Annotated in this window: 16 protein-coding genes and 2 riboswitches; of the genes, 5 read left to right on the forward strand and 11 right to left on the reverse strand. The window is 67.4% G+C overall.

Annotated features, from left to right (window positions below; genetic code table 11):
- Window positions 1-41: 41 nt before the first annotated feature.
- A complete protein-coding gene (locus tag AC56KL_RS00420; protein WP_497178186.1) occupies window positions 42-1,541 on the forward strand; it encodes a peptide MFS transporter in 1,500 nt (499 codons plus the stop codon).
- Window positions 1,542-1,704: 163 nt separating this feature from the next.
- The gene (locus AC56KL_RS00425; RefSeq protein ID WP_497178187.1) at window positions 1,705-2,916 is read left to right on the forward strand and encodes a pyridoxal phosphate-dependent aminotransferase; all 1,212 of its coding nucleotides are present in this window, start codon (window positions 1,705-1,707) and stop codon (window positions 2,914-2,916) included.
- A gap of 10 nt (window positions 2,917-2,926) precedes the next feature.
- On the opposite strand, the gene AC56KL_RS00430 is transcribed toward AC56KL_RS00425, so the two are convergent.
- From AC56KL_RS00430 to AC56KL_RS00440, 3 genes are read right to left on the reverse strand one after another with little or no spacing between them, the layout of a single operon-like run.
- Window positions 2,927-4,261 carry a hybrid sensor histidine kinase/response regulator gene (locus tag AC56KL_RS00430; RefSeq protein ID WP_497178188.1) on the reverse strand — a complete coding sequence of 445 codons (1,335 nt, stop codon included), beginning with the start codon at window positions 4,259-4,261 and terminating at the stop codon, window positions 2,927-2,929.
- A gap of 58 nt (window positions 4,262-4,319) precedes the next feature.
- The gene (locus tag AC56KL_RS00435; protein WP_497178189.1) at window positions 4,320-5,789 is read right to left on the reverse strand and encodes an ATPase domain-containing protein; all 1,470 of its coding nucleotides are present in this window, start codon (window positions 5,787-5,789) and stop codon (window positions 4,320-4,322) included.
- Window positions 5,790-6,344 carry a hypothetical protein gene (locus tag AC56KL_RS00440; RefSeq protein WP_497178190.1) on the reverse strand — a complete coding sequence of 185 codons (555 nt, stop codon included), beginning with the start codon at window positions 6,342-6,344 and terminating at the stop codon, window positions 5,790-5,792. It abuts the gene before it with no gap.
- A 79-nt stretch (window positions 6,345-6,423) separates the two neighbouring features.
- Here AC56KL_RS00440 and AC56KL_RS00445 point away from each other — a divergent pair, with 79 nt between their 5' ends.
- On the forward strand, window positions 6,424-8,181 hold the full coding sequence (locus tag AC56KL_RS00445; protein ID WP_497178191.1) for a DUF885 domain-containing protein: 1,758 nt from the start codon (window positions 6,424-6,426) through the stop codon (window positions 8,179-8,181).
- A 19-nt stretch (window positions 8,182-8,200) separates the two neighbouring features.
- Here the strand turns inward: AC56KL_RS00445 and AC56KL_RS00450 are convergent, their stop codons facing one another.
- The 7 genes from AC56KL_RS00450 to AC56KL_RS00480 form a co-directional block, all read right to left on the reverse strand.
- Complete coding sequence (locus AC56KL_RS00450; protein WP_497178192.1) at window positions 8,201-8,695, reverse strand: hypothetical protein; 495 nt, start codon at window positions 8,693-8,695, stop codon at window positions 8,201-8,203.
- On the reverse strand, window positions 8,695-9,231 hold the full coding sequence (gene def, locus AC56KL_RS00455; RefSeq protein WP_497178932.1) for a peptide deformylase: 537 nt from the start codon (window positions 9,229-9,231) through the stop codon (window positions 8,695-8,697). The genes AC56KL_RS00450 and def overlap by 1 nt, the downstream gene beginning before the upstream one ends.
- A 2-nt stretch (window positions 9,232-9,233) precedes the next feature.
- Entirely contained in the window at window positions 9,234-10,121 is an 888-nt protein-coding gene (gene galU / locus AC56KL_RS00460) for a UTP--glucose-1-phosphate uridylyltransferase GalU (RefSeq protein ID WP_497178193.1), read from the reverse strand.
- A gap of 12 nt (window positions 10,122-10,133) precedes the next feature.
- On the reverse strand, window positions 10,134-12,440 hold the full coding sequence (ligA, locus tag AC56KL_RS00465) for an NAD-dependent DNA ligase LigA (RefSeq protein WP_497178933.1): 2,307 nt from the start codon (window positions 12,438-12,440) through the stop codon (window positions 10,134-10,136).
- Window positions 12,441-12,480: 40 nt separating this feature from the next.
- Window positions 12,481-13,704 (reverse strand): cell division protein ZipA C-terminal FtsZ-binding domain-containing protein, encoded by a 1,224-nt coding sequence (locus AC56KL_RS00470; protein WP_497178194.1) that lies wholly within the window; start codon window positions 13,702-13,704, stop codon window positions 12,481-12,483.
- Complete coding sequence (gene smc, locus AC56KL_RS00475) at window positions 13,701-17,225, reverse strand: chromosome segregation protein SMC (RefSeq protein ID WP_497178195.1); 3,525 nt, start codon at window positions 17,223-17,225, stop codon at window positions 13,701-13,703. Before smc ends, AC56KL_RS00470 begins: the two co-directional genes overlap by 4 nt.
- Before the next feature lie 122 nt (window positions 17,226-17,347).
- The gene (locus AC56KL_RS00480; protein WP_497178196.1) at window positions 17,348-19,642 is read right to left on the reverse strand and encodes a DUF1631 family protein; all 2,295 of its coding nucleotides are present in this window, start codon (window positions 19,640-19,642) and stop codon (window positions 17,348-17,350) included.
- Between the two features lie 254 nt (window positions 19,643-19,896).
- Between AC56KL_RS00480 and AC56KL_RS00485 the strand changes: the two genes are divergently transcribed.
- Window positions 19,897-20,106 (forward strand): hypothetical protein, encoded by a 210-nt coding sequence (locus AC56KL_RS00485; RefSeq protein WP_497178197.1) that lies wholly within the window; start codon window positions 19,897-19,899, stop codon window positions 20,104-20,106.
- 121 nt (window positions 20,107-20,227) lie between these two features.
- Here AC56KL_RS00485 and AC56KL_RS00490 read toward each other — a convergent pair whose 3' ends face one another.
- Entirely contained in the window at window positions 20,228-20,788 is a 561-nt protein-coding gene (locus tag AC56KL_RS00490) for an ATP-dependent Clp protease proteolytic subunit (protein WP_497178198.1), read from the reverse strand.
- Window positions 20,789-20,954: 166 nt separating this feature from the next.
- Window positions 20,955-21,040, forward strand: a riboswitch (glycine riboswitch).
- 18 nt (window positions 21,041-21,058) lie between these two features.
- Window positions 21,059-21,158, forward strand: a riboswitch (glycine riboswitch).
- Between the two features lie 64 nt (window positions 21,159-21,222).
- On the opposite strand from AC56KL_RS00490, the gene gcvT reads away from it, so the two are divergent.
- Complete coding sequence (gene gcvT / locus AC56KL_RS00495; RefSeq protein WP_497178199.1) at window positions 21,223-22,353, forward strand: glycine cleavage system aminomethyltransferase GcvT; 1,131 nt, start codon at window positions 21,223-21,225, stop codon at window positions 22,351-22,353.
- The last annotated feature ends 52 nt before the right edge of the window (window positions 22,354-22,405 follow it).

Genomic DNA, 22,405 nt, shown 5'->3' on the forward strand with positions numbered 1-22,405 from the left:
CGGGCACGCGCGCCGTGCGACCAGCTAGAACAAGGAGACAGATGAAGAACGAACATCCCTCCGTGAGCCAGACCCGGTCCTTCCTCACGGTGGCCCTGATCGAACTGTGGGAGCGCTTCGGCTACTACGGCATGCAGGCGCTGATCGTGTATTTCATGGTGCAGCGCCTCGGCTTCGAGGACAGCCGCGCCAACCTGGTGTGGGGCGCCGCCGCCGCCCTGATCTACGTGGCACCGGCCATCGGCGGCTGGATCGGCGACCAGGTGCTCGGCACGCGCCGCTGCATGATCCTCGGCGCCCTGATCCTCACCCTCGGCTACGCGCTGATGGCGGTGCCCACCACGAACACCTGGATGACGTTCTCGGCCCTGGGCGTGATCGTGGTCGGCAACGGCCTGTTCAAGCCGAACACCGCCAACCTGGTACGCAAGATCTACGAGGGCGACAACTCCAGGATGGACAGCGCCTTCACCATGTACTACATGGCAGTGAACGTCGGCTCGACCTTCTCGATGCTGGCCACGCCCTGGATCAAGGACACCATCAACGCCACCTACGGCAACAACTTCGGCTGGCATGTGGCCTTCGCCGTGTGCAGCGTCGGCCTGTGCATCGGCCTGTTGACCGTCGGCGTGCTGCGCAAGACCATCGCCCATATCGGATCACCGCCGGATGCCCGGCCGCTCGAGATGGGCAAGCTGCTGGCGGTGCTGGCCGGCGGCGTCGTGGCGGTGGCCGCATCGGCGGTCATCCTCGAATACCGCGACGTCGCGCGCGCCTTCGTGTACGTGGCCGGCTTCGTGGTGCTGGGGATCTTTGTCCACCTGATCCGCACCAGCCAGCCGAGCGACCGCGCGGGCCTGATCGCCGCCCTGGTGCTGACGCTGCAGACGGTGTTCTTCTTCATCTTCTACCAGCAGATGTCGACCTCGCTGTCGCTGTTCGCGCTGCGTAACGTCGATCTCGAGTTCAGTGTGCTCGGCGCCCACCTGTGGACCTGGTCGCCGGCCCAGTTCCAGGCGCTGAACGCGATCTGGATCATGGTCCTGAGCCCGGTGCTGGCCTGGATCTATACCCGCGCCGGCAACAGCGGCAAGGACCTGTCGATCGCGGCCAAGTTCGCGCTCGGCTTCGCGGTGGTGGCGGCCGGCTTCTTCACCTACGGCGTGGCCGGCGCCTTCGCCGTGGACGGGCTCACCTCGTCGTGGATCATGATCGCCGGCTACGGCCTGTATTCGCCGGGCGAACTGCTGGTGAGCGGCCTCGGGCTGGCCATGATCGCCCGCTACGTGCCGGCGCGCATGGGCGGCTTCATGATGGGGGCCTACTACGTCGGCGTCGGCATTTCGCAATACCTGGGCGGCGTGGTGGCGAACCTTGCCGCGGTGCCGGAGGGCATGACCAGTGCGGTGGAAACGCTGCCGGTCTACACCAGCCTGTTCAACAAGCTGGGGGTGGCGGCGATCGCCTGCACGCTGATTGCGCTGGCGGCGCTGCCGCTGATGCGCAGGCTGACGGCGACGCACCACGCGCATCAGTGAATTTGCTTGCCAAACGATCGTAGGGTGGTCGGCTTCGCCGACCGCGCGTTCGGCAGACGGGCGTGCAGTCGCATCGCATCGATGCATAGGTAGTTTGGACGCGCGGTCGGCAGAGCCGACCACCCTACGCTATCATGGCGGATCAGATTTGACGGATTCCGGCATGACTACCTCCACTCCTTCCGAAAACCAGGCCCAGCGCGCCCTGCGGGTCGCCCAGCGCGTCCACGCCATCGAACCCTTCCGCGTCATGGAGATGGTGAAAGCCGCAGGCGACATGAAGCGCAGCGGCGCCGACGTCATTGGCATGAGCGTCGGCGAGCCCGATTTCACCGCCCCCGACATCGTCGCCCACGCCGCGATGGAAGCCATCAAGGCGGGCAGCACCCAGTACACCGATTCGCTCGGCCTGCGCGAACTGCGCGACGCGATTGCCGGCCACTACGCTGCCGTGCATGGCCTCGACATCGATCCGCGCCGCATCGTCGTCACCGCCGGCGCCTCGGCCGGCCTGCTGCTGGCCTGCGCGGCCCTGGTGGCGGACGGCGACGAGGTCCTGATGCCCGACCCCTGCTACCCCTGCAACCGGCACTTCGTCTCCGCCTTCGGCGGCAAGCCGGTGCTCATTCCGGCGTCGAGCAATGACCGCTACCAGCTGAGCGGCGCCCACGTGGAGGCCCACTGGGGCCCGCGCTCGCGCGGCGTGCTGGTGGCCTCGCCCTCGAACCCGACCGGCACCTCGATGACCCCGGCGCAGTTGAATGACATGCTCGGCGCCGTGCGCGCCCGCGGCGGCTTCGCCATCATCGACGAGATCTACCAGGGCCTGTCGTACGACCACCAGCCCGTCAGCGCACTGGCGCTCGATCCGGACGTCATCACCGTCAACAGCTTCTCGAAATACTTCAGCATGACCGGCTGGCGCCTGGGCTGGCTGGTGGTGCCCGACGCGCTGGTGCCGACCTTCGAGAAGCTGGCGCAGAACCTGTTCATCTGTGCGCCGACGGTGGCCCAGCAGGCCGCGCTGGCCTGCTTCACGCCCGAGGCCCTCGGCATCTACGAGGAGCGCCGCCGCGAGTTCCAGCGCCGCCGCGACCTGCTCGTTCCGGCCCTGCGCGAACTCGGTTTCGGGGTGCCGGTGATGCCGGACGGCGCCTTCTACGTATATGCGGATATTTCTGCGCTGGCGCACCGCGACAGCGGCGACAGCACGGCGTTCGCCTGGTCGCTGCTGCGCGACGCGCACGTGGCGATCGTGCCGGGAGACGACTTCGGTTTCGCGGCGCCGCGCCGGCACGTACGCTTTTCGTATGCCACCCGGCTGGAACGCATCCAGGAAGCGCTCGCGCGCATGGCGCCCCTGCTGCGTCCCTGAGGGATGCGGTTCAGGCCTGCCGGATCTCGCGGGCTTCGCCCACCATGCCAAGCAGGAGGTCCGGCGCCACCGGCTTGACCAGGTAGCGGTCGAAACCCGCGTTCAGGGCGCGCTCCCGGTCCTCGCTCTGGCCGTAGCCGGACAGCGCGATGGTGAACGGACCACCCTCGGCCTGCGCCTGGCGCAGCTGCGACATGAGCGCGAGGCCGTCCATGCCGGGCAGGCCGATGTCGCAGATGACGATGTCATGGGGACGCGCCTGGGCGGCGTCGAGTCCAGCGCGGCCGTCGTAGGCCACCGCCACCTCGTGCCCGGCCAGCTCCAGCAGCGTGCGCAAGGTGTCGCAGGCGTCGACGTTGTCTTCGATGAGCAGGATCCGGCAGGCTCCTTCCGCGGCACTCGGCCCGGACGAGATTTCGGTGACCGGCGCGGCCGCCGCCGACAAGGGCAGGCGCACCGTGAAGCAGCTTCCCTGCCCTTCCCCGTCGCTCTCGGCGGACACTGTCCCGCCATGCATGCCGACCAGGTTGCGCACCACGTTCAGGCCGATGCCGAGCCCCCCTTCGGAGCGGGCCAGCGAACGCGGCCCCTGCATGAACAGGTCGAAGACCTGGGGCAGCATCTCGGGCGCGATCCCGGATCCGTTGTCGATGACTTGCACCACGACGTCGGTCGCCGCACGCCAGGCGCGCAGCACGATGCGTCCTCCCTGGCCCGTGTACTTGGACGCATTGCCGAGCAGGTTGGAGAACACCTGGGTGAGGCGCACCGGGTCGCCTTCGATGACGATCTGCTCCTCAGGCAGCTCGACCGCGAGGGACTGGCCACGCTCGCGGATACGGGGCGCCACCGTTTCGATGGCCTGGTCGATCGCGCCGCCCAGCGCCAGCGGGCGCACCGACAGGGTGATCTTGCCGCTGCTGATGCGGGCCGCGTCGAGCAGGTCGTCGAGCAGGTGCGCCATCTGGTCCACCTGGCGCCGCACCACCCCGGCCACATGGGCCAGCTGGCCCGAGCTGCCGCCCAGGCTCTGCAGCAGGCTGGCCGACATGCTCAGCGGCGCCAGCGGGTTGCGCAGCTCGTGCGCCAGCATGGCGAGGAACTCGGTCTGTCGCCGGTTCGTGGCTTCGGCCAGGTCGCGCAGCGACTGCGCGCTGACGGCTGCCATCACCAGGTGTTCGTTAGCTTCGCGCAGCTGCTCGATCTGCCCTTCGAGGCGCTCGCGCTCGCGCGCCAGGATGCGGGCATGCGACAGCTCGGCTTCGAGCACGGCGATCCGGCGCTGCAGTTGCTGTTCGCGCTGCAGCCCGCCGAGGGCGGGATCGTGGCTGCTTTCGTTGCCCATCAGGGAGCGTTGTTCGGAGCCGGCACTTGATTCGTCATACATTCCCATTCATGGCACCCTATTCGCCGTTGTTCACGCGCTCGGTGCCGCCGAACAGTACACCATTGACCGGCGCCGCGATGGGATCGAGCTCGAGGCCCTCGCCGGTGATCCTGTATTCACGAATATCGGTGCTGTGGCTGCTGCCGCGCACCTTGACCACGCCGATATACCTGCGCACCTGGCCGTCGACTTCGGCGTAGCGCATGCCGATGATGGCATCGGTAATGTAGGCCATATCCGGGCGCGCGTAGTTCATGTTGCTCACACGCTCGTCGAGCCCTACCGTCACCAGCACCGACACCCCGCGCTTGGCCAGGCTGGTCAGCATGCGGAACACGCCTTCGCGCAGGTCGCGCGCGCATTCGGGCGCCAGGTAGAGGGTCACCTCGGACAGCGAGTCGATGACCACGCGGCGCGCACCGGTGCGGTCGATGGCGGTCAGCAGCTCGTCTTCCAGCTCATCCATCGTCAAGTCGATCATCCGGCTTTCGACCACCGTGACCCGGCCCGCCTGCGTCAGGGAGGCAAGCTCGGCATTGCGCAGCCGCGCCGTGCCTTTCTCGAAACACATCAGGATGCCGTGCTCGTCCTGAGCGCAGCCTTCCTGCAGGAAGCGCGTTCCCATGATGGTCTTGCCGCAGCCGGTCGGGCCGATGACCAGCAGCGAGTGTCCCTGCGGCAGCCCCCCGTGCAGCAGCTCGTCCAGCCCGGGCGTGCCGGTCGGGATGCGCGCTGGACTGAGGTCGGGCGCTGCGCCGGCCGTGCGGTCCTCCGCCAGCGGCGGCAACAGGCGCGGATAGATGCGCAGGCCGTCCCCGGTGATCCGGAAGGTGTGCGTGCCGGCCATGTGGGCCTGCCCACGCATCTTGACGATGCGGATCTTGCGCACCACGGCGTGCCGCTCGTGCTGCTGGCTGAGCGCGATCATGCCGTCTGCCACCGTCATGATGGGGTTGGCTTCGATGTCGTTGTGCTGGTACTCGCCGATGAGGAAGGTGGTCGCCATCCAGCTCGTCATGCGAGTGCCGAGCTCCTGCACGAAGTGCTGCAGGTCGCTCGTCCCTTCGTTGCCGTTGCGGGCCGTCTGGATGACCGACCGGAAGGAATCCACGAAGACCATGCTTGGGCCGAAGTCCTCGACTTCCTTCGTAATACGTTCCAGTACGCCGCTGAAGTCGCCGGCGCGCAGGTCGCTGGCCAGGTTTACATAGCGAATGCAGGTGCCGACCTTCGCCATGTCGAAGAACCCATACTGCTGCTGGTAGCGCAGCATCTTCAGGGGCGGTTCGCCCAGCACGGTGAAGAACAGCGCGCGACGCTCCTGGCTGGCCAGGGCGAACATCATCTGGTGGGCCATCGTGGTCTTGCCGCAACCGGGAGCTCCGGTGATCAGGTTGAACGAATACTCGTTCAAGCCACCGCCCAGGAGAATATCGAGCCCCGGTATACCCGTAGCCAATTTCCCTAAGCTTACTTTGTCGCTCATTTATTTCTGCTCCTGTGCGTTCTGCTGTTCTGCCGCCGTATGGGCAGGGGCCGTGACCGACGCCAGCAACTGCTGCGTCAGCCTCTCGCCGATGAGTGAGGCGAGAAGCTGGGTGAAAGTGCGCAGCAATGCGGCGTTGGCCAAGGCGGCGCGCTCTGGGTCGGCATGCAACATGCGCTCCGCGAGCGTGCTGAACAGCTGTTCGGGCGAGCGGCAGGACTGGTGCGGGGCCAGCCATGCATGGTCGGGCCCGATGACGTGCACTGCGCGGCCGAACAAGGCGCAAAAGCCGCTCTCGCCAATCAATGGGGAGAGCTTGCTTGCGATGTGCCGCCAGGCTTGCAAGGGATCGCCGCGTCCAGCGGTGAATTCCTGCGCGCCCTTACTATTCGTCATATCTTCGTCATTGAACAATGATTGCCGCTGGTGATGTTGTTCTCCGTGACTGGCGCGAGTCACCGGACGCGGGCGCGGGTAATCGGCCCCGTAGCAGAGGGAATTATAGCGTGTCGAATCGGCAAGCTGTGTATTTCGCCAACGAACTTTCAGAAACATTTTTACTCGTGTCAATTCGGCACTTACCCGCTAAGATGCATATCGCCGAGCAAGCTTGCTCGCCAATTACGGGATAGCCATGAAAAAAAATCTGCGGGCCGTCGCGATGACGGCGTGTGTCGTGCTGAGTCTTGCGAGCACCCCTGCCGGCGCCGCGCCAGGCGCCGATGCGCGCTTCAAGACAATCTACACGAAAGAGTGGAAATGGCGCGTCACGGAACGCCTCGCCCGGGCCGACGACGAGCGCGGCGTCAGCGCCGCGCTGGCGCGCGTGGATGCGCCGGCGCAGGAGGCGCGCCGCGTCTACTGGGAAGGCATCCTGAGAGAGCTCGACGGCATCGGGCCGGCGAACCTGTCCCCGGCCGAGCGGGTAAACTTCGCCGTGTACCGGGCCCAGATCGCCGCGCTGCTCGACGCCCAGCGCTTCCGCGAGTACGAGCAGCCGGTCAACGCCGACAGCGCATTCTGGACCGACGTCACTTTCGCTGCCCGGCGTCCGTTCAAGACGGTCGAGGATTACCGCAATTACCTGAAGCAGCTTGCCGCGCTGCCAGACTATTTCGTGCAGGAGACCGCGAACATGCGCGCCGGCCTGGCGCGCGGCTTCACGCCGCCGCAGGTGACCTTGACCGGCCGCGACGTCGCACTGGCCTCGGTCGCGGACGCGAAGACGCCGCAGGAGACCGTGTTCTATACGCCCTTCAAGAATTTCCCGGCGGCGGTGCCGGCAGCCGAACAGGAAGCGTTGCGCAGCCAGGCGGCAAGCCTGATCCGCGATGCGGTGCAGCCGGCCTATGCGAAGGTACTGGCCTTCTTCCGCAACGAGTACGTGCCGAAGGCGCGCACCACGCTGGCCGCCGAGAGCATGCCAGGCGGCAAGGCCTACTACCAGTCGAAGATCGTCGAATTCACCACCACGAACCTCACCGCAGAGCAGATCCACGCCATTGGCCTGGCCGAGATGGCGAAGATCCGCGCCGAAATGCTCGACACCATGAAGAAGGCCGATTTCAAGGGCGACCTGCTGGCCTTCCTGGCCTTCCTGCGCACCGATCCGCAGTTCTACGCGAAGACGCCGAAGGAACTCCTGATGCACGCGGCCTGGACGTCGAAGAAATTCGACGCCAAGGCCGACCAGTATTTCGGCTACCTCCCGCGCCGCCGCTTCGCGATCATTCCGGTGCCGGACGACCAGGCGCCGTTCTACACGGCCGGCCGCGGCGGGCCGGGCGCCTACTGGGTCAACACCTACAACCTGCCCGCGCGCGCACTGTACAGCCTGCCGGCCCTGACCCTGCACGAATCGGCCCCGGGCCACGCCTTCCAGATGCCGGTCGCGATGGAACAGAAGAACGTGCCGAACTTCCGCCGCGCCTACATCTCTGCCTTCGGCGAAGGCTGGGCCCTGTACGCAGAGCGCCTGGGCGTGGAAATGGGCATCTACGAGACGCCGTACGAGCACTTCGGCATGCTCAGCTACCAGGCCTGGCGCGCCTCGCGCCTGGTGGTCGACACCGGGATCCACGCGAAAGGCTGGACCCGCGAGCAGGCGCAGGCCTACCTGATGGAGAACACGGCGCTGGCGAAGCACGAAGTCGAGACCGAAGTGGACCGCTACATTTCCTGGCCAGGGCAGGCGCTGTCCTACTACCTGGGACAGATGGCGATCCAGGAAGCGCGGGCGCGCGCGGAAAAGGCGCTGGGGCCGAAGTTCGACATCCGCAACTTCCACGACACCGTGCTGCAACTGGGGTCGGTGCCGCTGCCGGTGCTGCAGCAGCGGATCGATGCCTTCATTGCGGAGGGCGGAAAGTCGCCGTATCCGAAGGAGTCCTGAAGAGGCCTCGCCGCCTGCCCTACAAGAGCCTGAACTTGAGCTGGAACGACACCCCTCCGTACAGGCGGTCCTTGTAAGTCGGAATGATCCCGACGTTGACCCCGACCCGCTGGTACTCATACGTCAGCGTCGGAATCGCCGCCGGAAACCAGCCGCCGTCGCGCATGTTCGGGTAGCCGTTGAATGCCGCCACCGCCAGTCCCACCCGCACAGGTCCCAGCGCGTATGGCTGCCAGATCACCCCCGCATAGTTCGACCAGCGCCGGTCGCTGTTGTGGAAGCGGCCGGCGATGGCGGCCGTGGCGCCGTTGAAGCGGTACTCCGCGCCAAGACCCTTATTGGCCCCGTTCAGGTCCTTGTCGCTGTCGAAGTGGGCAGTGGCAAAGCCGGTGTCGAGCCAGAATTCGCTGCTCGGGGCGGCATCGATTTTCGTGAACAGCGGCCCGCCCTGGAACTGGGCCTGTGCCAGTGGCGCCGAGCAGGCCAGCAGCAGCGGAAGATAAACAAGACGCATCAGTCGTCGGCCTTCGGATCGAGATGGGGAAACATCACTTCGGTGAAGCCGAAGCGCGACAAGTCGCGGATGCGCATCGGGTACAGGATGCCGAACAGGTGGTCCACCTCGTGCTGCACCACGCGCGCATGGAAGCCCTCGGCGTCGCGCACGATGCGCTTGCCGAACTGGTCGAAGCCTTCGTAGTGCAGCGCCGTATGGCGCGGCACGCTGCCGCGCAGGCCGGGCACCGACAGGCAGCCCTCGAAGCCCTCTTCCATGTGGTCCGACAGTGGTGTGAGCTCCGGATTGATCAGCACGGTCTCCGGCACCGGCGGCGCATCCGGATAGCGCGCGTTGTTCGCGAAGCCATAGATCACCAGTTGCAGGTTGACGCCAATTTGCGGCGCGGCCAGGCCCGCCCCGTTCACGGCTTGCATGGTCTCGAACATGTCGGCGACCAGGGCGTGCAGTTCGGGCGTGTCGAAGTCCTCGACCTTGTCGGCCACGCGCAGCAGGCGCGGATCGCCCATGCGCAGGATCTCGCGGACGGCCATGGTCAAGCGCCCTGTTGCAGCAGCGCGGCCAGGCTGGCGCGGAAGCCCGCGGCGGTCTCCGGATGCTTCAGGCCCATGGCGGCGGTGGCCTGCAGGTAGCCGAGCTTGGAACCGCAGTCGTAGCGCCGGCCGTGGTAGCGGTAAGCCAGCACGCGCTCGGCCTGCATCAGCGCGGCGATCCCGTCGGTGAGCTGGATCTCGCCGCCCGCGCCCTTGCCGAGGGTCTCGAGATAGCCGAAGATCGAGCCCGACAGCACATAGCGGCCGACCACCGCCAGCGTGGACGGCGCCACTTCCGGCGCCGGCTTCTCGACGATGCCGGACACCAGCTCCAGGTCGGGACGATAAGGCGAAGCGCTGACGATGCCGTACTGGCGGGTATTCTCGCGCGGCACGTCCTGCACGGCCAGGATGCTCGAACGCTCATAGGCATACAGGTCGGTCATTTGCGCCAGCACCGGTTTCGTGCCGCCGTCGGTATCCATGAAGTCGTCCGCCAGCAGCACCGCGAAGGGCTCGTTGCCGATCACCGGGCGGGCGCACAGTACCGCATGGCCCAGGCCCAGCGGGGCCGACTGGCGGATGTAGATGCAGTTGACGTTCTTCGGGATAACGCCGCGCACCGTCTCCAGCAGCGCGTGCTTGCCGGCCGCCTCCAGCTCGGATTCCAGCTCGTAGGCCTTGTCGAAATGGTCTTCGATCGCACGCTTGTTGCGGCCCGTAATGAATACCAGCTCGGTGATGCCGGCCGCCACCGCCTCCTCGACGGCATACTGGATCAGCGGCTTGTCGACGATCGGCAGCATTTCCTTCGGCTGCGCCTTGGTGGCGGGAAGGAAGCGGCTGCCGAGGCCGGCGACGGGAAAGACTGCCTTGCGAATCAGGGTCATGTTCTTCTTCTTTCAGGAATTGAGCAGGGCCAGCAGGCCCGCTTCGTCAAGGATGGCGACACCGAGTTCTTCCGCCTTGGCCAGCTTGCTGCCGGCATCAAGACCCGCCACCACGTACGAGGTCTTCTTCGAGACCGAGCCGGACACCTTGCCGCCCGCCTCCTCGATCAGGGCGCCGGCGGCCTCGCGGCTCATGGTCGGCAGCGTGCCGGTCAGCACGAAGGTCTTGCCGGCGAAGCGTCCTTCCGCGGCCGCTTCCTGTGGCAGCTGGGCCAGCAGTTCGGCGCGCAGCCGCGCCAGCGCAGCCAGTTCCTCGCGCTTGCCGGGGGCCGCCATCCAGGCTTCCAGCGCAGCGGCGACGTTGGCCGGCAGGCCGAACACGGTAAACACGTTCAGGTGCGCGAGCGACTCCAGCGTCTGTCCGGCGCCGAGCAGCTGGCGTGCCCGCGGCTCGCTCAGCTTGGGAATGCCGAGCGCCGCCAGCAGTTTCACTTCTTCCAGCTTCTCGCGCAGCTGCGCCTTCGGCGGGTGCTCGCCCTGCGGCGCCACGCCGGCCGCGAGCAAGGCATCGATCTCGCGCTGGTTCTTTTCTTCCGCGAAGAACTCGGCAATCGCCTCGGCCACGGTGCCCCCGATATCCGGCAGCACGCGCAGCAGCGCGGCGGGGGCCTGGCGCACCAGTTCGAAGCGCCCGAGCCAGTCGGCCAGGGTCTTCGCGGTGGATTCGCCCACGTGGCGGATGCCGAGCGCAAACAGCAGGCGCTCGAGCGGCGGCGTCTTGCTGGCCTCGATCGCAGCAAGCAGGTTATCGGCCCACTTGGTGGCGACCTTCCCCTGCCTTACGGTTTCCGGAGTAGAGCCGTCGCGCTCGTCAGCCATGCGCTTCATGGCGAGCAGGTCGTCGAGCGTGAGCTTGTACAGGTCGGCCACGCCGTGGACCAGGCTGCACTCGACCAGGCTGTCGATGTAGCGGTCGCCCAGGCCTTCGATGTCCATCATGCGGCGGCCGGCGAAATGGCGGATCGCTTCCTTGCGCTGCGCGGCGCAGGCCAGGCCGCCGGTGCAGCGCGCGACCGCCTCGCCTTCCTCGCGCACCACGTGCGAGCCGCACACCGGGCAGGTTTCCGGCAGCTTGTAGCGCGCCGGCTCCGGGCTCGGGCGGCGCTCCAGCACCACAGCCAGCACTTCGGGAATCACGTCGCCGGCCCGGCGCACGATCACGGTGTCGCCCACGCGCACGTCCTTGCGCAGGACTTCATCCTCGTTGTGCAAGGTGGCGTTGGTGACGGTCACCCCGCCCACCGACACCGGCTGCAGGCGCGCCACCGGCGTGATGGCGCCGGTGCGGCCGACCTGCACCTCGATCGCGGCCACTTGCGTCAGGGCTTCCTCTGCCGGGAACTTGTGGGCCAGCGCGAAGCGCGGCGCGCGCGATACGAAGCCGAGCTGGGCCTGGTCGGCCACGCGGTCGACCTTGTACACCACGCCGTCGATTTCGTAGGGCAGGCTCGCACGGCGCTCGCCGATGCTGCGGTAATAGCCGAGCAGGCCCGCGCAGCCGGCGACGACGGCGCGTTCTTTCGAGACCGGCAGGCCGAGCCGGTCGAACCAGTCGAGTACGCCGGAATGCGTTTCCGGCAGTGCGGCGCCTTCCAGGCGTCCGATGCCGTAGGCGAAGAAGCGCAGCTTGCGCTGGGCCGTGATGCGCGCGTCGAGCTGGCGCAGGCTGCCCGCGGCCGCGTTGCGTGGATTGGCGAATTCCTTCTGCCCAAGCTCGCGCTGGCGCGCGTTCAGGCGCTTGAAGTCTTCCTTGAACATCAGGACTTCGCCGCGCACTTCGAGTACGGCCGGCACGTCCGGCCCATGCAGGCGCAGCGGGATCACCTTCACGGTGCGGATGTTGGCGCTGACGTCCTCGCCCGTGTAACCGTCGCCGCGGGTGGCGGCCTGCACGAACACGCCGTCCTCGTAGCGCAGGCTGATCGCCAGGCCATCGAACTTCAGCTCGCTTGAATAGGCGACCTGCTTCGCCTCCAGCCCGTCGCGCACGCGGCGGTCGAAGTGTTCGACGTCTTCATCGAAGAAACCGTTGTTCAGCGACAGCATCGGCACCGAGTGCGCCACCTGCCTGAACTCGGGGATCGGCGCCGCGCCGACGCGCGAGGTCGGCGAGTCCTGGCTGGCCGCCTGCGGATGGGCGCTCTCCAGGTCCTGCAATTCCTTGAACAGGCGGTCGTACTCGGCGTCGGGAATGGTCGGGGCGTCGAGGACGTGGTAGTTGTAGATGTGGCGATTCAGTTCCTCGACCAGCCACGCCATCCGGGTCAGATGATCCTGTCGTTCAGCCACCTGGCCTCCCTCAGACGAACAGGCGCAGCGCGCGGGTGGAACCGGCCGGGATGTCGGCCGCTTCCATCTCCTGGTAGAACTCGGCGACCTGGCCCTTGATCTCTTCCAGCGCAGGATCGGGCAGCGGCTGCTCGAAGTCGTCGACGATGGTGGCGTCCAGGCGCGCGGTCAGCTCCTTGGCGCACTTGACCATGGCGCCGAAACCGTCGCGGCCTGGCGCGACGCAGGGCACGTCGAGCAGCAGGGTCAGGCGCGAGGTGGTGTCGGCGCCCAGGGTGACATTGGTCGTCAGCGTGAACAGCACGCCGCCGGTGCCTCCCTCCCCCTTGTCGGGCATCGAGAAGCGGCCGTCCGGACGGACGTCGAAGCCGTGGTTTTCCAGCGCCCCGATAAGGGTCGAGATCGCCCAGGGAGCGCCGTTGGCGGCCAGGTTCACGCCCAGCTGGGCGTCGTGGCCGGCCACGAAGCGGTGCAGCGTGCGTGCTTCGCTCATCACCTCGATCATGTCGGGCACTTCCGGCTCGGCGCCGATCTCGTCGGCCACCGCGCGCAGGCGCGTCACCATTTCGGAATATTCGATCTCGTTCAGGGCCGTGGTGCGGGTCGCCAGCTGCACGCCGGCCTGCAGCCTGGTGTATACGCCGCCGTGCACGATCGGTTCCCAGTCGCCGCTCACCGCAAAGCCGATGTAGTGGATCGGCTTGTTGCCGACCAGGCGCAGCCTCGAGAGGGCCGGCAGGATCTTGTCGCCGCGCAGTGCGCCTTCGAAATTCAGGGGAATGATGCAGTCGATCAGCGGGTCGACCAGGCTTTCGGCCAGTTCGGCGGGTGCGGGCGCATCCGGCAGCGGCGCAGCCGGCGCCAGTGAAGCAATGGTGGTTGGCTTGCGCGCGCCTGCCGCGGGAGCCGGCGCCGGCGCTGGCTCCGGTTCCGGGGGCGCGGCTGCGTCGAGGCCCGGCTGCGGCGCCGCGCCGCCCGGCTCCACGTCGAGCGGGGCCAGCGGGCTCTCGGCGCCGAGGTCGAGCACCGGCTCCTGGCGCTCGACGAAGGCGCCCTCGGCTGCGCCGCGCTCGGCCGGCGCGTCGCCCGAGCGCATCAGGACATCGTCGTGGTCCGATGCGAAGGCGCGTTCCACACTCTTGCGGGCGCGGTACTCCTGCCACTTGTTGTACGCGATGACGCCGCCGACGAAGACGCCGGCCGCTGCGATCAGGCTCATTTGGAAATCAGTCATGCTGCTTGTGCCTCAGTTGCGAAGTTCGCGGCGGACTCCATGTCCACCGCCACGATGCGCGATACGCCCTGCTCCTGCATCGTCACACCGATCAGTTGATTGGCCATCTCCATCGCGATCTTGTTGTGCGAAATGAAGAGGAATTGGGTCTGGTCCGACATGCGCTTGACCATGCGGCAGAAGCGCTCCGTATTGGCGTCGTCCAGCGGCGCATCCACCTCGTCCAGCAGGCAGAACGGCGCCGGGTTCAGGCGGAACATCGAGAACACCAGGGCCGTCGCCGTGAGCGCCTTTTCGCCGCCCGACAGCAGGTGGATGGTGGCGTTCTTCTTGCCCGGCGGCTGGGCCATCACCTGCACGCCGGAATCGAGGATCTCGTCGCCGGTCATCACCAGCCTGGCGTTGCCGCCGCCGAACAGGATCGGGAACAGCTCGGAGAAATGGGTGTTCACGCGATCGAAGGTGTCCTGTAGCAGGTCGCGCGTCTCGCGGTCGATGCGGTGGATCGCGTCTTCCAGCGTACCGATGGCTTCCTGCAGGTCGTTATTCTGCGAATCGAGGTAGCGTTTGCGCTCGGCGGCCTGGGCCAGCTCGTCGACGGCGGCCAGGTTGACGGCGCCGAGGCCGCTGATGGCGTTGCCCAGGCGCGTGACCTCGCCCTGCAGGTATTGCGGCTTGAGCTCGGGGTCGAGCTTTTCCGCCAGCTCGGCCTCGATGGCGCCGGTGGCGGCCAGCGCCTCGGCGAACTGTTCCTGGTTCAGGCGGGCGGCCTGCTCCTTCAGCTGCAGCTCGGTGATGCGGTCGCGCAGCGGCTGCAGGCTGCGTTCGTTGCCCATGCGCGCTTCCTCGAACTGGCGCAGCTGCAGCGTGATCTGGTCGAGTTCATGGCGCGCGTCCGCCAGCGCGCGTTCCTGCGTGCCGCGCCGCTCGAGCAGTTCCTGCAGCCCTTCATGGGCAGTGCCGGCTTCCAGGGCCTCCAGTTCGAGCCGGCCGGCGCCGAGGCTGGCCGCAACCTGCTCGGCCTGGCTGGTGGCGGTGGCGATGTTGCGGCGCAGTTCGTCGATCCTGCTGCGCTGCTGGCGTTCGGCGAACTGGGCTTCCTGTGCTCCGCGTTCCAGGTCGCGCAGCTTCTGGCGCGCGTCGGCCAGAAGCTGCTCCTGTTGGATGAAGACGGTCTGGCCGTCCTCGTGGCTGCCCTGCAGCTCGGCCAGCTCCATGTCGAGCTGTTCGAACTCCTGCTCGGCTTCCGCAGCGGCCTGCCGCTGCTCGGCTTCCTGGGCCGCGATCTCGGACAGGTCGGCCGCGATCTGGCCGCTGCGCTGGTTGAAGCGCGCCTCGATCTCGCTTTGCTTGAGCACCTCGATCTGCAGGGCATGCACCTCGCGCGTGAGCGTGGCGACGCGCTGGCGCGCATCCTGCAAGCGCCGCGTCAGTTCGCTCACGGCCGCGTCGGCGCGGGTGGCGCGGCTGCGCGCTTCGTCCAGCAGCAGGGCCTGGGCGCGCAACTGCTTGGTCGTATTGTCGATCTCGTGCTGGCGCGCCAGCATGCCGTCCTGTTCCGCATCGGGGGCGTGGAAGCGTACGCTCGATGCACCGACCAGGTGACCCTGGCGCGTGACGAAGCAGCCGCCCGGCGGCAAGCGGCTACGGTTGGCAAAGGCCTCGGCGGCATCCTGGGCGACGTAGACATGCTGCAGCCAGTCGTTCAGCACGCCGCGCACGCCGGGGTCGTTCAGGCGCAGCAGGCTGGCGAAGGGTTTCAGGCCCTGCGCATCCACCGGGGCGGCTGCGCCCGGCGCCGGCGCGTACAGGGCCAGGCGGGCCGGCGGCGCATCGCTGAAGAAGGCCTTGGCCCAGTCGAGGTTCGACACCTCGAGCGCACCGGCGCGTTCGCGCAGTACGGCCTCCAGCGCGGCTTCCCAGCCTTCCTCGATGTCGAGCTTCTGCCACAGGCGCGGCAGGCCCGACAGTTCATGCTTCTCGAGCCATGGCTGGACCTTGCCCTGGGTCTGGACCCGGTCCTGCACCTGGCGCAGCGCCGCCAGGCGCGCTTCCAGCTGGGCCGATGCGGCCGACTCCTGCGCCACCAGCGCGTGCGCCTCCCTGCGCTCCCCCTCGACCACCTCCTGGCGCGCGCTGGCCTCGTCGAGCAGCATGGTCTGCTCTTCCAGCGCCAGCTGCTTTTCCTCGAGCTGCTGGCGCAGGTTGTCGAGGGTGGCGCTGTCCGGCAGGTTCAGGCCGTTCCTCTCCTGCTGCAGCCGTTCGCGCCGCGTCGCCAGGCCGGTCAGGATGTTGGCCGCGTTGCGCTGGTGGGCGCTGGCCAGCTCGATGCGCTGCTGCACCGCCATGATGCGGGCGCGCGACTCGCCGGCAGCCTCCTGGGCCTGGCGCCAGGCGGCTTCCAGTTCCGGCACGCGCTCACCATGCGCCTCCACCGCGATCTGGGCGCCCTCGGCGCGCACGCCGAGTTCTTCCAGCGTCATCTCGGCCTCGAGCAGCTGTTCTTCGTATTGCTGGCGCTGGGCCAGCCATTGGTCGCGCTGCGCGCCCAGGGTGCCGAGCTGGTTCTGCAGGCGGGTGCGCGATTCGACCACGAACTTGATCTGCGCTTCCAGGCTGCCGATTTCGGCATTGGTCTGGTACAGGGCGCCCTGTGCCGTATGCAGGCGGTCGCCGATCGAAAAATGCGCCTGGCGCATGTGTTCCAGTTCGAGCTCGACGTTGCGCAGCCTGGCGGTCTGCGCTTCCAGGCCGGTCTGCGCTTCTTCGACCTCGCGGAAATAGCGCAGCTGCTCGGCCTTGGCTTCGTTCTTGCGCAACAGCCAGAGCAGCTTCTGCTTTTCTTCCTGGTCGGCCTGCAGCTGGTGGAAGCGCCTGGCGACCGCCGCCTGGGCTTCGAGCTTTTCCAGGTTGGCGTTCAGTTCGCGCAGAATGTCCTCGACCCGCAGCAGGTTCTCGCGCGTGTCGGACAGGCGGTTCTCGGTTTCGCGCCGGCGTTCCTTGTATTTCGACACCCCGGCCGCTTCCTCGAGGAAGACGCGCAGCTCTTCCGGGCGCGACTCGATGATGCGCGAGATCATGCCCTGGCCGATGATGGCGTAGGCGCGCGGCCCGAGGCCGGTGCCGAGGAAGATGTCCTGGATGTCGCGCCGGCGCACCGGCTGGCCGTTGATGTAGTAGGTGGAGGTACCGTCGCGCGTGAGGGTGCGCTTGACGGCGATCTCGGCATACTGGCCCCACTGCCCCGCCGCCTTGCCCGCGCTGTTGTCGAACACCAGCTCGACCGAGGCGCGCCCGGCCGGCTTGCGGTAGGTGGAGCCGTTGAAGATCACGTCCTGCATCGACTCGCCGCGCAGCTCGGACGCCTTGGATTCGCCCAGCACCCAGCGCACGGCATCGATGATGTTCGACTTGCCGCAGCCATTCGGGCCGACCACGCCGACAAGCTGGCCGGGCACCTGGAAATTGGTGGGATCGACGAAAGACTTGAATCCCGACAATTTGATGGAGGAGAGGCGCACGTTCGCTTCGGCTGGGCTAGAGAGTCGTCAAAGGCCCCATCATATCATTGGTTGCTTGCATTTCGGCCAAGAAGCGGCCTCCCGAACCCGGTAGAGCGGTCGCCAGGCGTCCGGCCGGGCGCCTAGACCTTGCGCAAGGCAGGACCGGACGCGCGCGCAGGATCGTTCATGGCCGCCTCGCCCACCGCCTGGGTCAGCACGCGGCCCACCACGCCTTCGGCGGCGAGCACCCGGATGCTGCCGCTGCGGAAGGCGTCGAGCAGGCGCTCCGCCGGCACCGAGAACGCCTCCTGGCGGCCGGCGCCGGAGAAGATGTAGAGCGTGCGCAGGGGGCTGACCCAGGCCAGCCGCACACGGCGCACACCGGCCGGGTTGGAAAATTCCACCCGCATGCCGCGCTCCAGCGCCGCCAGCGCCGCAGTGGCCGGGTCCGCCGGGTCCACCGGCGCCTGCGGCTCTTCCTCGGCCGCCGCTTCCTGGGCAATGCGCCGCAGCGCATCCTGCTGGGCGGCTTCCACGGCCAGTTCCAGCTGGCGCTCCGGCGACAGTTCGACCGGCGCGCGCACGATCGCAGCGTGGCATTCGGCCAGGCCGGCAAAGAACTGCAGGCGCTCGGCATCCTGCCATTTAACGGCGTCCAGCCACTTGTTGAGCGTCGTGAGCAGGCCTGGAAGACGCTTGATCAAGGCCTTGCGCTGCTCCTGGGTGGCCTTGGGCTTGACGCTCCAGATCAGGTCATCCATGGCGCGGGTGGCGTTGTCGACCGCGCCCGGACGGCTGTCCTCGATGGTGTAGGCCAGCGTCAGGACAGGCGTCCAGCGCTGTTCCAGGAAGGTGCCGATCAGGGCCACCACCTGCTCGCCCGCCAGTCGCAGGGCCACCGCCTTCCTGGCCGAGCGGGCCGCCGCAGCCGCCTTTTCCTGGTGTGTCGCCTGTGCGATCGGACCGGCGATCGCGGCCTGCTCGGCACCGTCGCGCTCGGCCATGCTCGCTTCCAGTTCGGCCACCGCAGCGGCGAAGGCGACCACGGAGTCGTCCGGCCCGGTCTCCCGGCGCACCCGGTCCACGCCGCGCCGCATGGCGCGATAGACCGGGTCGTCCGGGTTGCCGGCCCGCTCCCAGCCTGCGCTCGAGAGCAGGTCGAGCATGCGCCGCGCCGGGTGCGCGTCCTCGAAGAAAAAGTTGCGGTCTTTCAGGGCGGCCTTCAACACCGGCACCTGGAGGAAGGCAATCAGTTCGCGCGTCTCTTGCGGAATCGACTCGTCCAGCAGCACGGTCTCGAAGATGCGCGACAGCAGGTCGAGCGTGGTTTCGTCGCCGCGCGACAGGCTGCCCTGCGGCAGGCTCTGCTTCAGGCGCGGCAGGTAAAACACCCCGTGCGCGGCCGCGCCCGGACCTGCCTGCCCGCCGGTGGCAGCGACGGGCGGCGCCGACCCGGCCAGTTGCTCCAGGACGTCGATCAGGGGCGCGGGATGGGCCGCCTGGGCGCCCTGCCCTGGCAACCCGGCCGTCGCGGGCGGGTGGTCGGCAGCCTGCCCCGCCGCGAACCCGGCCGCAGCGCTCGGGCGCCAGCCGCCGCCCGGCGGCAGATTGGGGATCAGGGGAATCCCGAGGTCGGCGCCGGGCGCGGCGTCGGCTGCGCCGAACAGCTGGCGCAATCCCAGGGCGACGGCGGCGTCGCGGCGCGCCCGCGCGGCCCGGATGGCGGCGCTGTCGTCGGTCTTGGCGAAGCGTTCCTCGCGGGCGCGGTTCGGCTTGAGCCGGTCGTTCAGGGCATCGAGGACCGGACCGAGCTCGAACACGACGCCCGGGCGCAGCAGTGGCAGCACCAGGCCCTGCGCAGCCACGTCGGGCTCGAACTCGCACCAGGCTTCGCGCAGCGCGCGCAGCACGACCTCGGGTCGGAACGGGTTGTGGCCGGCCCGCACCAGTTCGCGTCCGAGCAGCATGCCCAGCCGTACGCCCAGGCAGGCAAGGCGTTCGGACTGCTGGATGTCGAAAGGCCGGCTGATGGCGGCAAAGGCAAGCTGGTCGTCCAATTCTTCCATCGGCACCAGGCTGAGCGACAGCGGAGCGGCGGCAGGCGGCGCCAATGCGGGCGCCAGCGCAGCCACTTCCTTGCGCAGGGCAAGCTCGATCCCGGTCGATGCCAGATGCACGAAGGCGTAGGCATTGTCCCGCAACAGGTTGCCGGAGCGGATACGGCGCCCTGCCTCCTGCGGGTCGGGTCCGGCGCAGGTCAGGTCCAGCAGGACGGCCGTCATGCGCTTGACCGTGTCCATCAGCGCGGCGGATACCGCGCTGACGGCGATACCGACAAGTTCGTCCAGCACCGCGCCCTGCGTGGCGGCAGCCTTTCGGACAGCAGGAGTCTGGGCGATATTCACGACCTTGGCGATTCGACGAGGAAATTCCATTGTGCCATATTATTTCCGTGTGGCAATAGAAAGGATGCATACATACTGCGATCCACCCCGCCATCTGTCGTTTCGCCATCACAGTGAAGGCAGTAATGCCCGGAAGGCGTCGGTGGCCGTCCTACGCCAGCTCACGTTCCGCTCCGATACCGATTCATCAGTACGGGCAGCATGATGACTCGACCGGACACGCCAGGGGCAGCGCCCCGGCTCGGCAAGCAGGACATTTTTCCCCACTGTGAAAGGAAATGATCATGGCCTCGAATCAAGGTAAGTCGAAGCAAGGCGGCAGCGCGCAGCAGCACGCCGAAGCCGGCCGCCAGGGCGGCAGCAAGCAATCGGGCTCGGGCTCGGGCTCGCGTTCGGGCGGCAGCGGCGGCAGCGGCGGCGGCACGCGGGGCGGCACCCCGGAACAGCATGCGGAAGCCGGCCGCCAGAGCCACAAGAACGACAAGAACCGCTGACCGCGGGGCAGGCCGGCCTGCCGGCGCTAACGGAGTCGCCAGCCCATCGCGCACTGCGATGGGCTGTTTTGCCTGGAAGGGACGAGACGGCGGGCGCAGCGCCACCCGCGGCGCGGCGTGCTCAGATATTGCGCAGCATGCTGCCTTTCGGCGGGCGGAAGTCACGGATGTCGTTCACCATTCCTGCCGCCTTGGCATCGCGCGATTGCAGGTGCAGGTCGGAGTACTGGTGGATGGCCCATTGCTCGGGCGTCAGTTCGATGCACTTGCGCAGGATGGATTCGGTTCGCGCATCGTCGGCGCGCAGGCCCTCGACGATGATGTTGAGCGCATCCGGCCGCGACCCGGGAGAGGCCGTGGCGTGCGACTTGTGGATCATGAAGCGCGCCGTCTCGCTGCAATAGCGTTCGCTGCCGGACAGGTAGAGGATCACCGCGATCGAGGCCACCGCCCCGCCGTTGTACATGACGAACTTGATCGGCGAGTTGGCCAGGAAGTTGTACAGGCACAGGCCGTCGCTGACGTAGCCGCCGTTCGACTGCACCATCACGTGGGCCGTTTCGATGCCGTCTTCGGTCATCATCGACACTGCCTCGAATACACGGTGCACCATGTCGCTGTTGACATCGCCCGACAGCGTAAACCACGCTTCCTTGACCTGCTTTGCTTTGTCTTCGCTCATCGTTTTCCCCACTGCAAAGTGTGTGGAACAAGTTTAGCAAAACACGTCAAAAGGCCCGGTCGACGGATAAAGCAATAGTGTGCGGCAATTCTTTGTGAAAAAGGCGCGTCCCCTATGGCAGAGAGTGCCTTCGGTTGACACCGGACCGATGCTGGCATATCCTCCACAGTCTTGACCGGGAGAGCGCAGGACCACCTGCCGCCGAAGGGGCACTACCCACAAACTCTCAGGCAAACGGACTGGTCAAGGAGCGGCAGCGCACGGCGCGGCGGCTCACACTCTGGAGAGCGGCCCCATTCGACATGGGGTCCACCGAAGGGGCAGGCGGCGCAGCCGCTATCTCTCAGGTACCAAGGACAGAGGGGATACAGGCACCCGCCAGAGCGTTTTGCTCGAGGGTGCGCACGCACCCCTATTCACTGCCCGAGGATTCCATGACGCTCAAAGCGACCCCGCTCAATTCCGCACACCGCTCCCTCGGAGCCAAGATGGTCGACTTCGGCGGCTGGGACATGCCGGTCAACTACGGCTCCCAGATCGAAGAGCACAACGCCGTGCGTACCGATGCAGGCATGTTCGACGTCTCGCACATGTGCGTCGTGGACCTCAAGGGCGCCAAGGTGCGCCCCTTCCTGCGCGGCCTGCTGGCCAACAACGTCGACAAGCTGCAGGTTCCCGGCAAGGCCCTGTACTCCTGCATGCTCAATCCCGACGGCGGCGTGATCGACGACCTGATCGTCTACTACTTCAGCGAAGACTGGTTCCGCCTGGTCGTCAATGCCGGCACCGCCGAAAAGGACGTGGCCTGGATGACCCGGCAGAACGAGGCGACCGGCTCGGGCGTCGCCATCACACAGCGCCGCGATCCCAGTGATGAGAACCGCGATCCGATCGCCCTGATCGCGGTGCAGGGCCCGAACGCCCGCGCCAAGGTGTGGCAGGTACTCCCTGGCACCCAGGCCGCGTCGGAACCGCTGAAACCCTTCAATGTCGTGATCGTCCCGGATACCCCGTTCGGCGAAGTCATGGTGGCCCGCACCGGCTACACCGGCGAGGACGGCTTCGAGATCGGCGTCCCGGCAAGCCAGGTCGAAGCCCTGTGGAACGCCTTTGCCACCGCCGGCATCAAGCCGGCCGGCCTGGGCGCGCGCGACACCCTGCGCCTGGAAGCGGGCATGAACCTGTACGGCCAGGACATGGACGACACGGTCAACCCGCTCGATGCCGGCCTGGCCTGGACCATCGACCTGGTCTCGGAACGCGATTTCGTCGGCAAGGCCGCCCTGCAGGCCAAGGGCCAGCAAGCCAACTTCGTCGGCCTGATCCTGCGCGAGAAAGGCGGCATCCTGCGCGCCCACCAGAAGGTGGTCGCCAGCTCGGGCAACGCAGGCGAAATCACCAGCGGCACCTTCAGCCCGAGCATGCAGCAGGCGATCGCGCTGGCGCGCGTGCCGCTGGACGTGGCGGTGGGCGACACCGTGCACGTGGAAATCCGCGACAAGAAACTGGCTGCCAGCGTGGTCAAACTGCCGTTCGTGCGCAACGGCAAGGTCCTCGCTTCCTAAGACAGAACAATCAAAAGAACCGTTTATACTACCTGCCTCACCACACTGGAGC

Source organism: Telluria sp. ZB4P34, assembly GCF_059686055.1.

What these genes read in the sequence shown, in the direction of transcription:
- AC56KL_RS00420 (WP_497178186.1), top strand. Translation starts at nt 42, where the DNA reads ATGAAGAACGAACATCCCTCCGTGAGCCAGACCCGGTCCTTCCTCACG.
- AC56KL_RS00425 (WP_497178187.1), top strand. Translation starts at nt 1,705, where the DNA reads ATGACTACCTCCACTCCTTCCGAAAACCAGGCCCAGCGCGCCCTGCGG.
- AC56KL_RS00430 (WP_497178188.1), bottom strand. Translation starts at nt 4,261, where the DNA reads ATGGGCAACGAAAGCAGCCACGATCCCGCCCTCGGCGGGCTGCAGCGC.
- AC56KL_RS00435 (WP_497178189.1), bottom strand. Translation starts at nt 5,789, where the DNA reads ATGAGCGACAAAGTAAGCTTAGGGAAATTGGCTACGGGTATACCGGGG.
- AC56KL_RS00440 (WP_497178190.1), bottom strand. Translation starts at nt 6,344, where the DNA reads ATGTTTCTGAAAGTTCGTTGGCGAAATACACAGCTTGCCGATTCGACA.
- AC56KL_RS00445 (WP_497178191.1), top strand. Translation starts at nt 6,424, where the DNA reads ATGAAAAAAAATCTGCGGGCCGTCGCGATGACGGCGTGTGTCGTGCTG.
- AC56KL_RS00450 (WP_497178192.1), bottom strand. Translation starts at nt 8,695, where the DNA reads ATGCGTCTTGTTTATCTTCCGCTGCTGCTGGCCTGCTCGGCGCCACTG.
- def (WP_497178932.1), bottom strand. Translation starts at nt 9,231, where the DNA reads ATGGCCGTCCGCGAGATCCTGCGCATGGGCGATCCGCGCCTGCTGCGC.
- galU (WP_497178193.1), bottom strand. Translation starts at nt 10,121, where the DNA reads ATGACCCTGATTCGCAAGGCAGTCTTTCCCGTCGCCGGCCTCGGCAGC.
- ligA (WP_497178933.1), bottom strand. Translation starts at nt 12,440, where the DNA reads ATGGCGTGGCTGGTCGAGGAACTGAATCGCCACATCTACAACTACCAC.
- AC56KL_RS00470 (WP_497178194.1), bottom strand. Translation starts at nt 13,704, where the DNA reads ATGACTGATTTCCAAATGAGCCTGATCGCAGCGGCCGGCGTCTTCGTC.
- AC56KL_RS00480 (WP_497178196.1), bottom strand. Translation starts at nt 19,642, where the DNA reads ATGGAATTTCCTCGTCGAATCGCCAAGGTCGTGAATATCGCCCAGACT.
- AC56KL_RS00485 (WP_497178197.1), top strand. Translation starts at nt 19,897, where the DNA reads ATGGCCTCGAATCAAGGTAAGTCGAAGCAAGGCGGCAGCGCGCAGCAG.
- AC56KL_RS00490 (WP_497178198.1), bottom strand. Translation starts at nt 20,788, where the DNA reads ATGAGCGAAGACAAAGCAAAGCAGGTCAAGGAAGCGTGGTTTACGCTG.
- gcvT (WP_497178199.1), top strand. Translation starts at nt 21,223, where the DNA reads ATGACGCTCAAAGCGACCCCGCTCAATTCCGCACACCGCTCCCTCGGA.